This is a genomic window from Sphingomonas sp., from assembly GCF_019746015.1.
Taxonomy (GTDB): Bacteria; Pseudomonadota; Alphaproteobacteria; order Sphingomonadales; family Sphingomonadaceae; genus Sphingomonas.
The window spans coordinates 1-11,586 of record NZ_JAIESM010000023.1 but is presented as its reverse complement, the minus strand read 5'-3'; the positions used below and the strand labels follow the sequence as shown (position 1 = coordinate 11,586).

9 protein-coding genes are annotated in these 11,586 nt (G+C 69.1%); 4 read left to right on the top strand and 5 right to left on the bottom strand.

The genetic code is table 11. The features are described from left to right. The first annotated feature begins 125 nt into the window (after window positions 1-125). Entirely contained in the window at window positions 126-2,534 is a 2,409-nt protein-coding gene (locus K2Y03_RS03805; RefSeq protein ID WP_294088399.1) for a ligase-associated DNA damage response DEXH box helicase, read from the top strand. A 296-nt stretch (window positions 2,535-2,830) separates the two neighbouring features. Continuing rightward, on the top strand, window positions 2,831-3,808 hold the full coding sequence (locus K2Y03_RS03800) for a retroviral-like aspartic protease family protein (RefSeq protein ID WP_294088398.1): 978 nt from the start codon (window positions 2,831-2,833) through the stop codon (window positions 3,806-3,808). Window positions 3,809-3,852: 44 nt separating this feature from the next. On the opposite strand, the gene K2Y03_RS03795 is transcribed toward K2Y03_RS03800, so the two are convergent. Next, a complete protein-coding gene (locus K2Y03_RS03795; RefSeq protein WP_294088400.1) occupies window positions 3,853-5,736 on the bottom strand; it encodes a potassium transporter Kup in 1,884 nt (627 codons plus the stop codon). Window positions 5,737-5,950: 214 nt separating this feature from the next. Between K2Y03_RS03795 and pdeM the strand changes: the two genes are divergently transcribed. After that, window positions 5,951-6,610, top strand: a complete 660-nt coding sequence (gene pdeM / locus K2Y03_RS03790) for a ligase-associated DNA damage response endonuclease PdeM (protein ID WP_294088397.1) — start codon at window positions 5,951-5,953, stop codon at window positions 6,608-6,610. Window positions 6,611-6,614: 4 nt separating this feature from the next. Here pdeM and msrA read toward each other — a convergent pair whose 3' ends face one another. From msrA to pabB, 4 genes are all read right to left on the bottom strand, one after another. Beyond that, entirely contained in the window at window positions 6,615-7,274 is a 660-nt protein-coding gene (gene msrA / locus K2Y03_RS03785; protein ID WP_294088396.1) for a peptide-methionine (S)-S-oxide reductase MsrA, read from the bottom strand. A 67-nt stretch (window positions 7,275-7,341) separates the two neighbouring features. Further along, on the bottom strand, window positions 7,342-7,482 hold the full coding sequence (locus K2Y03_RS03780) for a hypothetical protein (protein WP_294088395.1): 141 nt from the start codon (window positions 7,480-7,482) through the stop codon (window positions 7,342-7,344). 149 nt (window positions 7,483-7,631) lie between these two features. After that, window positions 7,632-8,831: a pyridoxal phosphate-dependent aminotransferase gene (locus K2Y03_RS03775; RefSeq protein WP_294088394.1), complete on the bottom strand. Its 1,200-nt coding sequence runs from the start codon at window positions 8,829-8,831 to the stop codon at window positions 7,632-7,634. Beyond that, entirely contained in the window at window positions 8,828-10,612 is a 1,785-nt protein-coding gene (gene pabB, locus K2Y03_RS03770) for an aminodeoxychorismate synthase component I (protein WP_294088392.1), read from the bottom strand. The genes K2Y03_RS03775 and pabB overlap by 4 nt, the downstream gene beginning before the upstream one ends. Window positions 10,613-10,722: 110 nt before the next feature. On the opposite strand from pabB, the gene K2Y03_RS03765 reads away from it, so the two are divergent. Continuing rightward, window positions 10,723-11,379 (top strand): MBL fold metallo-hydrolase, encoded by a 657-nt coding sequence (locus K2Y03_RS03765; RefSeq protein ID WP_294088391.1) that lies wholly within the window; start codon window positions 10,723-10,725, stop codon window positions 11,377-11,379. The last annotated feature ends 207 nt before the right edge of the window (window positions 11,380-11,586 follow it).

The window sequence follows — 11,586 nt, the reverse complement described above, 5'->3', positions numbered from 1 at the left end:
GTAAATCCCGTCGCGCCGCACATCGATCCAGTCGCCGAGCCTTGCCATCGCCGCTATATGGCCACCATGAAGCGGCCTGCCCAGCGAATTTGCCCCCGGCGCCCACCGGCTGGGGGCCTGCGGCGGTGAACCCGCTCCCACCCCCCATCGCCGCCTGGTTCGCGCGCCAGGGCTGGGCGCCGCATGCGCATCAGCTGGCGATGCTGGCGGCGGCGCAGGCGGGCGAGCATGCGCTGCTGGTTGCGCCGACCGGCGCGGGCAAGACCATGGCGGGCTTCCTGCCGACGCTCGCCCGGCTTTCGCAGAGCGTCTCGCAGACACTCGATACGCTCTATGTCTCGCCACTCAAGGCGCTGGCGGCGGATGTGGAGCGCAACCTGATCGCCCCCATCGCCGCGATGGACCTTCCCATCAGCGTGGAGACGCGCAGCGGCGATACCCCGTCGGACCGGAAGGCGCGCCAGCGCGTGCGGCCGCCCAACATCCTGCTGACCACGCCCGAATCGCTCAGCCTGCTGATCAGCTATGCGGACAGCGCGGCGCTGTTTGCCGGGCTCGACACGATCATCATCGACGAGGTGCACGCCTTTGCCACCGGCAAGCGCGGTGACCTGCTGGCGCTCGCCATGGCGCGGTTGCAGGCGATGGCACCGGGGCTGCGCCGCGTCGCGCTGTCGGCAACGGTGGCGGACCCCGATGCCTATCGCGCCTGGCTCGCGCCCCGGGGCGAGGCGGAGCGGGTGCGGCTGGTGCGCGGCGCGCCGGGGGCGCCGCCGGAACTTGCCATCCTGCTGCCGCAGGGGCGGGTGCCCTGGTCGGGCCATTCGGGCCGCTATGCCGCGCCGCAGGTGCTGGCCGAGATCGCGCGCCACCAGACCACGCTGGTGTTCAGCAACACGCGCGCGCTGGCAGAGCTGATCTTTCAGGATCTGTGGAAGGAAAATTCGGCCGCGCTGCCGATCGGCATCCACCATGGCAGCCTGGCGCTGGAGGCGCGCGTGAAGGTGGAAGGGGCAATGGCCGCCGGCCAGCTGCGCGCGCTGGTGGCCACCTCCAGCCTCGACATGGGCATCGACTGGGGCAATGTCGACTGCGTCATCCAGATGGGCGCGCCCAAGGGGGCGTCGCGGCTGATGCAGCGGATCGGCCGCGCCAATCACCGGCTCGACAGCCCCAGCAAGGCAATGATCGTGCCCGGCAACCGCTTTGAATATCTGGAGGCGCGCGCCGCCATCGACGCGATCGAGGAAGGCGCGCTCGATGCCGATGTCTTCCGCCCCGGCGCGCTCGACGTGCTGGCGCAGCACATCATGGCCTGTGCCTGCGCCGCGCCGGTCGACGAAGCCGCGCTGCTCGCCGAAATCCGCACCGCGCCGCCCTATGCCGCGCTCGATGCGGCGCAGTTCGACGCGGTGCTGCGCTTCGTCGCCGATGGCGGCTATGCGCTCAAAGCCTATGACCGGTTCCGCCGGCTGACGCCCGACGGGGCCGGCCGCTGGCGCCTCACCCATCCGCGCTTTGCCCAGCAGCACCGGCTGAACGCCGGCATCATCGTCGAGGCGGCAATGCTGGGCGTGCGCTTCAGGAACGGCCGCCGGCTGGGGCGGATCGAGGAAAGCTTTGCCGCGACGCTCAGCCCCGGCGACACTTTCTTCTTTTCAGGGCTCAGTCTCGCGGTCGAGCGGATCGACACCGAGGATGTGCTGGTCCGCGCGAGCAGCCGCCCGGCGCGCATCCCCAGCTATGGCGGCGCGCGCATGCCGCTCACCACCCATCTGGCCGATCGGGTGCGCGGCTTCCTGGCCGATCCCGCGCAGTGGGCGCGCTTTCCCGACGATGTGCGCGAGTGGCTGGAAATCCAGGCGCGGCGGTCGCGCCTGCCGCAACCGGGGCAGCTGCTGGTGGAAAGCTTTCCGCACCATGGCCGGCACCATCTGGTCGCCTATTGCTTTGAAGGGTGGAACGCGCACCAGTCGCTCGGCATGCTGGTGACGCGGCGGATGGAAACGTTGGGGCTGAAGCCGATCGGCTTTGTCGCCAATGACTATGCACTGGCCTGTTACGGGCTGGAGCCGGTGACCGACCCGGCGCGGCTGTTCTCGCCCGACATATTGGCCGAGGAATTCACCGAATGGGTGGAGGGGTCATATCTGCTGAAGCGCGCCTTCCGCGAAGTGGCGGTGATCGGCGGGCTGGTCGAGCGGCAACAGCCCGGCAAGCGCAAGACCGGGCGGCAGGTGACCTTTTCGACCGACCTGATCTATGACGTGTTGCGCCGCTATGAGCCCGAACATGTGCTGCTGAAGGCGGCCTGGGCGGACGCGCGCACCAAGCTCACCGATATCGGCCGGCTGGCCGACCTGCTGGACCGCGCGGCGGGCACGATGCTGCACGTCGATCTGCCGCGCGTCTCCCCGCTCGCGGTGCCGGTGCTGGTGATGATCGGCCGCGAAAGCGTGCCGCAGGGCCTGGCCGACGAGGCACTGCTGATCGAGGCGGAAGCCCTGGCGGCGGAGGCGATGCGGCTGGATTGAGGGGCGGTACCAGCCCGCTCCCCCACCCGACCTCCCAACGGCAGTATCTTGTGGGAGGTCGGGTGGCGGAGCGGGCCGGGGCCGCAACCGTTTCAGCTGGAGTTTGTCCTCTTCACCCTGAATCCGTTCGTCCCGAGCGCAGTCGAGGGACGCGGTCGCGAGCGGCGCGCCCAGTCCACGTGTCTCGACTTCGCTCGACACGAACGGTGACTCAATAAATTCGGGACAGAACTTTAGACCGGCCCGTTCCCCAACCCGCCCTTGCCGCCGGGTGCGGGCGGGCGTAGCGTGCGGCGATGCGCTGGTCCGTTGCCCTGCTCGCCGCGATGCTGGCCGCACCTGTTCTGGCGCAGCAGGCCGCGTCGCCGCTTGCCCAGCCCGCGCCCAGCACCCCGCCACCGGTGCCCGCCGCCACCGTGTCCGCCGAGGCCGAGCCGCCGCTGACCGAGGCCGACGTGCTCGCCATCGGCCGCGACCAGCCGGGGCGGATGACGGTGCCGGTCAGCATTGCCGGGCGTGGCCCCTATCCCTTCACCATCGACACAGGTGCGGAGCGCACCGTCGTCTCGCGCGAGCTGGCGCGGCTGCTGGCGCTGCCCCGGGGCCGCGACGTGCGGCTGACCGCGATGACCGGCGCCGCCGTCGTCGGCACGGTGCGCATCCCGACGCTGGCGATGAGCAGCGTGGTCAGCCGGCAGATCGAGGCGCCGGCGCTGAAGGGCGACAATCTGGGCGCGCCCGGGCTGCTGGGCCTTGATTCGCTGCAAGGGCATCAGGTGTCGATCGATTTCGACAAGGGCGAGATGTCGGTCCGGCGGTCGCGGCGGCGGCACCGGGGCGGCGGCGAACCGGTCGAGCCGGGCGAAATCGTCGTCACCGCGCAGAGCCTGCTCGGGCAGCTGATCGTCACCGAAGCCTTTTATCGCGGCCAGCGCATCCGCGTCGTGATCGATACCGGCGCTGCCGTCTCGATGGGCAATCTGGCGCTGCGGGCGCGCGTCATCCGCGCCAAAGAAAAAGTGGTGCCGATCACCATCACCGGCGTGACCGGCGAGACCATGACCGCCGATTATACCCAGATCGGTGCGGTGGTGTTTGGCGGCGTCACCTTCCAGAACCTGCCGGTGGCCTTTGCCGATGCCGCGCCGTTCAAGCGGCTGGGGCTGGACAACAAGCCGGCGCTGCTGCTGGGCATGGACGCGCTGAAGCTGATGCGGCGCGTCGACATCGACTTCGTCAACCGCGAGATCCGCGTCGCGCTGCAGAAGGTGTGAAGGGGAGTTTCTCAGGCGGTGCCGGCCCGCCCCCCCCACAAACCTCACACCGTTACCTGCTCGCCTAGTTCCAGCACCTTGCCCGGGGGAATGCGCAGGAAGTCGGTCGGGTCGCTGGCGTTGCGCTGCAGGAACATGAAGATGCGGTCCTGCCACAGGGGCATGCCTTCCTCCGACGATGCCTTCAGCGTGTTGCGGCCGATGAAATAGCTGGTCCGCATCGGCTCGATCGGCGGCACCGTGGGCCCCAGGCAGCGGGCCAGATCGTGCGGCACGTCGGGGCTTTCCATGAAGCCGTATTTCAGGATGACGCGGGTGAAATTGTCGTCGATCAGCGACACCGTCGCGCGTTCCTCCACCGGCACCACCGGCCGGTCGGCGGTGCGCACCGACACGATCAGGTTGCGCTCGTGCAGCACCTTGTTGTGCTTGAGGTTATGGAGCAGCGCACCGGGCGTGCTGTCGGGGTTGCCGGTCAGGAACACGGCGGTGCCGTCCACCCGCTCCGGCGCGCGCTTGGCGAGTGCGGCGGCCAGATCGGCGAGCGGAATGCTCTGGCGCGCCTCGAAATCGCCGACGATGCGGCGCCCGCGCATCCAGGTGGCGATCAGCAGGCCGATCGCGCCTGCGATCACCAGCGGCACCCAGCCCCCTTCGACCACGCGCAGGATGTTGGCGCCGAAGAACACGCAGTCCAGCGTCAGGAACGGCACGATCAGCGCCAGCGCCGCCGGCCGCCCCCAGTGCCAGTGGTGCCGCACCACGATATAGGCCAGGCACGAGGTGACGACCATCGTGCCGGTCACCGCAATGCCATAGGCCGCTGCCATCGCCGACGACGTCTTGAACTGCAGCACCAGCACGATGATGCCGACCAGCAGCAGCCAGTTGATCGACGGCAGATAGATCTGCCCCAGATGCGCCGCCGATGTCTGGCGGATGCGCAGGCGCGGCAGCAGCCCCAGCTGGATCGCCTGCTGCGTCAGCGAATAGGCGCCGGTGATGACCGCTTGGCTGGCAATCACGGTCGCCAGCATCGCCAGCACGATCATCGGCAGGCGCAGCATTTCGGGCACCATCACGAAGAACCAGTCCATATTGGTCATCGCGGTGCCGCTTTCCTGCGCGCGGCGCAGCGTGGCGAGCGCGAACGCGCCCTGGCCCAGATAGTTGAGCGCGAGCGCCGGAAAGCCGATCAGGAACCAGCCCAGCTGGATGGGGGCGCGGCCGAAATGGCCCATATCGGCGGTCAGCGCCTCTGCCCCCGTCACCGTCAGGAACACCGCGCCCAGCACGAACAGCCCGGTCACGCCATGCTCCACCATGAAGCCGATGCCATAGCCCGGCCACACCACCTTCAGGATCGTGAGATCGTCGAACACATGATAAAGCCCGACCCCGGCCATCGAGGCGAACCACAGGATGCACACCGGGCCGAACAGGCGCGATACGCTGGCGGTGCCGCGCGACTGGATGAGGAACAGCGCGACCAGAATGGCAATGGTCAGCGCCACGATCATGTCCTGCCCGATCGCATTTTCGAAGCCGGGAATGGTCTTCACCCCCTCAACCGCCGAAAGGACCGACAGCGCCGGGGTGATGATCGCGTCGCCATAAAAGAGCGAGGCACCCGCCGCGCCCAGCACCAGCGCCACCGTCGAGCGCCGGCCGATCGCCGCGCCGGTGGATCGCCGCGCAAGCGCCGTCAGCGCCAGCACGCCGCCCTCGCCCTGATTGTCGGCGCGGGTCAGGAACAGCACATATTTGCAGGTGACGACCAGAATCAGCGCCCACAACGCCAGCGACAGCACGCCCAGAATCTCGTCAGGCGTGATGCCGTCCTTCGCGCATTGGGCGAGCGCATCGCGAAACGCATAAAGCGGGCTGGTGCCGATATCGCCGAAGACCACGCCGATCGCGCCGACCATCAGCGGCAGCGTGGCCCAGGACAGGCGGTTGGCGCCATTGGGTGCGGTGCCGGTGCTGGTCACTTCATCATGCCCCACATGCTCGTGCCACGGCCCTGCGCGGCGAAGGGCGCCTGTACGCCGATCCGCGCCCCATGCAACTGATTTTGGCGCAATCGGGGGGCGGCGCGCAACCATGCTTGCCGCCGCGCGCGGGCCACGGCATAGCGGGGGCATGGTTCGCTTTTCGTTCGCCGGACAGGAACTGGCCGCGCTGGCCGAAGGGGCGCTGTGGTGGCCGGCGCGGCGGGCGTTGCTGGTTGCCGATCTGCATTTCGAAAAAGCCAGCTGGTTCGCCGCGCACGGCCAGCTGCTGCCGCCCTATGACAGCGTGGCGACGCTGGCGGCGCTGACCGCGCTTGCCGAACGGCTCGACCCGGCCGAAATCTGGTGCCTGGGCGACAGTTTCCACGATGATGACGGGGTCGGCCGGCTGCCGCCGCCGGCGCGCGCGATGCTGGTGCGGCTCGCCGCGCAGGCTCGCTGGACCTGGATCACCGGCAATCATGACGCCGGCGCGCTGCCGGGGCTGGGCGATGTGCGCGCGGAGGCGCTGGTCGGCGGCATCCTGTTGCGGCACGAGGCCGATCCGGCCGATCCGCGCCCCGAAATCTCCGGCCATTTCCACCCCAAGCTGCGCATCCGTCAGCGCGGGCGCACCGTTGCCCGGCGGTGCATCGTGGCGGGGGCGAGCAAATTGGTGCTGCCGGCGTTCGGCGCGTTCACCGGCGGGCTGGATGCCGCGCACCCGGCCATTCTGAACGCGGTCGGCCCCGGCGCGCAGGCACTGGTCGCGCTGGGGCCACGGCTGCTGCGGTTTCCGCTCGCCGCTTGACGCGCTATTTGGCGATCGCGGCAAAGGCGGCGCGGAACGCCGCGACCTTGGGCTTGTCCCAATGGACGATATAGGGGTGCGCCGGGTTGCGCGCGAAAAAGTCCTGATGATAGCCCTCGGCCGGATAGAAGTTGCCGCTTTCGATCCGGGTGACGATGGGCGCGGCAAAGCTGCGCGCCTTGGCCAGCTGCGCGATATAGGCGGCCGCCACCGCGCGCTGCTGCGCATCGCGGGGGAAGATCGCCGAGCGATAGCTGGGTCCGCTGTCCGGCCCCTGGCGGTTGAGCTGCGTCGGGTCGTGCGCGACCGAGAAGAACACGCGCAGCAAGGTGCCATAGCTGATGACGGCGGGATCATAGACGATCTGCACCGCCTCGGCATGGCGGGTGGTCTCGCTGCTGACCGCTTCGTAATTGGCATCGGCCGCGCTGCCCCCGGCATAGCCCGAGGTGACCGAGCGGACGCCCTTCAGCTGCTCGAACACCGCTTCCATGCCCCAGAAGCAGCCACCGGCGAACACCGCCGTCTGAGTGCCGCCACGGGCCGGCACGTCCCGCGCGGGCGGCGGGATCGGCACGGCTTTTTCCGCTTGTGCGGGCAGGCTGCCGGCAATGCCAAGGCTCAACAGACCGGCGGCCCCGGTCGCAACGAAAAACTTGTTCATCGAAATCCTCATGCGCTTGTCCCGGCGGATACGCCCGCGCGGCGCAGAGGGTTACACTGGCCCGCGCTCAGCGCACCATCGCGATGCGCAGCACATCGTGCGCCACACCGGCGGCGGCCGCCGGCTCCACCAGCACCAGGCCCAGCGTGCCCAGCATGAAACCACCACCCAGTTGCCAGACCAAGGGGGACTTAAGCAGCTTCAACATTCGTCTTTCCCGGTTCTCTGTCACCCGACCTGCCCATCAGCGGCACCGGGCAACAACGTTAACGCGCAGATCGGAACGATCCTTCTTACAAACAAGGCAAAGTTTTTCTTAACCTTGGCTGAAGGCAGCTATGCGAACCGATTCTGTGGTCAATCAACGTCCGAAAGCGCGGTTTGGATGCGTGTGCACGCCTCGCGCAGCAGATTTTCCGAAGTGGCATAGCTGATGCGGAAGGCAGGGGAGAGGCCAAAGGCGCTGCCCGGCACCACCGCCACCCGCGCAACATCAAGCAGATAGGTGGCAATCGCCTGATCGCTGTCGAGCAGCACGCCGCCGGGCGTGCGCTTGCCGATCAGCGCCGAACAGTCCGGATAGACATAGAAGGCGCCGTCGGGGCGCGGGCAGTGGAGGCCGGGCGCCGCATTCAGCATCGCCACCACCAGATCGCGCCGCGCCTGGAACGCGGCGGCGCGCTCCTTCAGAAAGGCCTGGTCGCCGGTCAGCGCGGCAACGGCGGCGGCCTGCGCAATCGAGCAGGGGTTGGAGGTGGACTGCGACTGGAGCTTGCCCATCGCCTTGATCAGCCATTCGGCGCCGCCGGCAAAGCCGATGCGCCACCCGGTCATCGCATAGGCCTTTGAACAGCCATTCACCGTCAGCGTGCGCGGATAGAGGTCCGGCGCGACCTGGGCGATGGTGGCAAAGGCAAAGCCTTCATAGACGATATGCTCATACATATCGTCGGCAAACACCCAGACATGCGGGTGGCGGCGCAGCACCTCGGCCAGCGCCAGCAGCTCGGCAGCGCTATAGGCGGCCCCGGTCGGGTTGGACGGCGAATTGAGGATCAGCCATTTGGTGCGCGGCGTGATGGCCGCCTCCAGCTGTTCGGGCGTCAGCTTATACCCCTGCGCCGCACCCGCGGCGACCACCACCGGCACGCCGCCGGCAAACAGCACGACATCGGGATAGCTCACCCAATAAGGGGCCGGGATGATCACCTCGTCGCCCGCGTCGAGCGTTGCCACCATCGCGTTGAACAGCGTGTGCTTGCCGCCGACATTGGCGGTGACCTGCGCGCTGGTATACTCCAGCCCGTTGTCGCGCTTGAACTTGGCGACGATCGCCGCCTTCAGCGCGGGGGTGCCGTCAACCTCGGTATATTTGGTCTGGCCGGCGCGGATCGCGGCAATCGCCGCTTCTTTCACGAAATCGGGAGTGTCGAAATCGGGCTCGCCCGCGCCCAGGCCGATCACGTCGATGCCGGCGCGGCGCAGCTCGGCCACCCGCGCGGTGAGCGCAAGCGTGGGCGACGGGCTGATCCGGTCGAGCGCGGCAGATGGCGTCATCTCTGTCCCCCCATGGCAGTCGGCCGTGCGCTATCGCCGTCCGCCGCCGAGCGCAACCGCGCCGGCATCAGCCCGCGCAACGCGTTGCCGATCAGGAAATCGCCGGCCAGATCCTCGGGCCTGAGCTCGGCCTCGACCGCACGGCCCTGAGCAATCAGCGTTTCGCGCAGCACCCCGGGCAGGATGGCGCGGGCGAGCGGCGGGGTGAGCAACCTGTCGCCGCGCGGGACGAACAGGCTGGTGAAGCTGCCCTCGGTCAGCATGCCGTCGGCATCGACGAACAGCGTTTCGTCCGCGCCGGGGTCGCGCGCCTCGGCCCAGAAGCGGCGGTCGCTGGTCTTGTGGTGGCGGCGCAGATCGGCGCCCGGCAGGGGATGGGGGCGCAGCGCGACCGCCATCGGCGCCGACGGCGCGGGCGGCGCGGCGCGGGTTTCCACCGCAATCGCGCCGCTGGGTGACAGCAGCAGCCGCACCCGGCTGGCCCGGTCGAGCCGGAAGGTTGCCGCCTGCAGCTCGTTGCGAGCGGCGTGGCGATCAAACGCAAAGCCCAGCGCCCGCGCGCTGGCCTTCATCCGCGCCAGATGCAGTTCAATCAGGGCAATGCCGTGCGCGGGGTCGAACGCCATTGTCTCAATGAGGTCGAAGCGCGGCGGCGCGGGGCGCACGAACGCCGCCTTGGCCAGCGTTTCGTCCCATTCGGCGGGCGCGGTCGAATCGGCGACGATGCCCGAGCCCAGCCCCAGTTCGGCGACCGGCGCGCCGTCCGCCAGCGTCAAGGTGCGGATGGCCACGCTGAACACCGCATCGCCACCGGGGTCGATCCGCCCGATCGCCCCGGTATAGACGCCGCGCGCGCGCCCCTCGATCTGGGCCAGCGCCTCGATCGCGCGGATTTTGGGCGCGCCGGTGATCGAGCCGCAGGGAAACAGCGCCGCCAGCGCATCGGCCCAGTCGAGCCCGGGCCTGATCCGCGCGGTGACGGTGGAAACCATCTGGTGGACGGTGGGATAGCTTTCCACGCTGAACAGCGCCGGCACTGCCACCGAACCCGCCACTGCGATGCGCGCCAGATCGTTGCGCATCAGATCGACGATCATCAGATTTTCCGCGCGCTGCTTGGGATCGGCGGCAAGCGCGCGGGCGGCCTCTGCATCGGCCGCCGGGTCGGCCAGCCGCCGCGCGGTGCCCTTCATCGGCCGGCAGCTGAGCGTGTCACCCGCTAGCGTGAAAAACTCCTCCGGCGACAGCGAGATGATGTGCTGCGCGCCGGTGGCGATGACCGCGCCATAACCCGCGCGCGCCGCCCGCAGCCGGGCATAGAGCGCCAGCGGCGCGCCCGCGACCGGCACATCGGCGAAATAGGTGAGGTTGGCCTGATAAAGGTCGCCCGCGCGAATGAGCGCGATCAGCTGGTCGAGCCGCGCGTCATAGGCGCCGCGCGTGATCTGCGGCTGGGGCATGCCGGCCAGCGCCCCGTCGGCCGGGGGCAGTTCGGCGAGGTCAGGCGTCGAAAACCCCTCGAACAAGCCGAACCACAGGAGCGGCATCGTGCCCGGCGGCGGCGGGGCAAGCGCCGGCTCGAACGCGGCGGCCGCTTCATAGGCCAGAAACCCCGCCGCATACTGCCCGGCGCGCACGCCCGCGCGCACCCGCGCCAGCGCCGGCGCCACGTCGGCCACCTCCCGCGCCTCCACCACCGCGACGGGGTGCTGATACAGCCGGGGCGTGGCGCCGCCGTCGCGCGCATCGTCGAGCAGGACAAAGGGTGGGTGCGGCGCCATCGTTACGGCCCAAATGCACGCCCGCGCCCCCGGCTGGCAAGCCCGGCGCCTGCGACCGCCTTTTGCCGCCTCTTGCTCAGGCCCCGGCGCGGCCCTATCGCCATGGCGATATGACGCCACCGCTCAAGGCCACCATCATCCCGGTCACCCCGTTGCAGCAGAACTGCACGCTGATCTGGTGCACGAAGACAATGCGTGGCGCGTTCGTCGATCCCGGCGGCGACCTGCCCCGGCTGAAGGCGGCGATGGCGAAGGAAGGCGTGACGGTGGAGAAGATCCTCGTCACCCATGGCCATATCGACCATTGCGGCGAGGCGGGCGTGCTGGCGCAGGCGCTGGGCGTGCCGATTGAGGGGCCGCACGAGGCCGACCGCTTCTGGATTGCGCGGCTGGCCGATGATGGCCGCGCCTGGGGGCTGAACGGCGTGCCGTTCGAGCCCGACCGCTGGCTGGATGACGGCGACACGGTGACGCTCGGCGACCTGACGCTCGACGTGCGGCACTGCCCCGGCCACACGCCGGGCCATGTCGTGTTCCACCATGCCCCGTCCGCGCTGGCGCTGGTTGGCGACGTGCTGTTCGAAGGGTCGATCGGCCGCACCGACTTTCCGATGGGCAATCATCAGCAGCTGCTCGAGTCGATCGTGCAAAAGCTGTGGCCGATGGGCGACGAGACGGTGTTCGTCCCCGGCCATGGCCGCCCCAGCCGCTTCGGCATCGAACGGCAGACCAATCCCTTTGTGAGCGACGCGGCGCTGGCGGCGTAGATTCGGGTTCAGCTGTCGCTGAACCGGCGCCGGCCCGCTCCCCCACCCGGCCTCCCACAAGATACTGCCGTTGGGAGGCCGTCGGGGTCCCCACAAAGTAGTACTTTGTGGGGTGCCCCGGGTGAGGGGGCGGGCTGGTACGGTAACCGGCAAAACCAAACCAACCCTATTCCCGCACCAGCCGCGCGATGAAGAAGCCGTCGCAAC

Coding starts and splice junctions, on each gene's coding strand:
- K2Y03_RS03800 (WP_294088398.1), top strand. CDS start 2,831: ATGCGCTGGTCCGTTGCCCTGCTCGCCGCGATGCTGGCCGCACCTGTT.
- K2Y03_RS03795 (WP_294088400.1), bottom strand. CDS start 5,736: ATGGTCGGCGCGATCGGCGTGGTCTTCGGCGATATCGGCACCAGCCCG.
- pdeM (WP_294088397.1), top strand. CDS start 5,951: ATGGTTCGCTTTTCGTTCGCCGGACAGGAACTGGCCGCGCTGGCCGAA.
- msrA (WP_294088396.1), bottom strand. CDS start 7,274: ATGAACAAGTTTTTCGTTGCGACCGGGGCCGCCGGTCTGTTGAGCCTT.
- K2Y03_RS03780 (WP_294088395.1), bottom strand. CDS start 7,482: ATGTTGAAGCTGCTTAAGTCCCCCTTGGTCTGGCAACTGGGTGGTGGT.
- K2Y03_RS03775 (WP_294088394.1), bottom strand. CDS start 8,831: ATGACGCCATCTGCCGCGCTCGACCGGATCAGCCCGTCGCCCACGCTT.
- pabB (WP_294088392.1), bottom strand. CDS start 10,612: ATGGCGCCGCACCCACCCTTTGTCCTGCTCGACGATGCGCGCGACGGC.
- K2Y03_RS03765 (WP_294088391.1), top strand. CDS start 10,723: ATGACGCCACCGCTCAAGGCCACCATCATCCCGGTCACCCCGTTGCAG.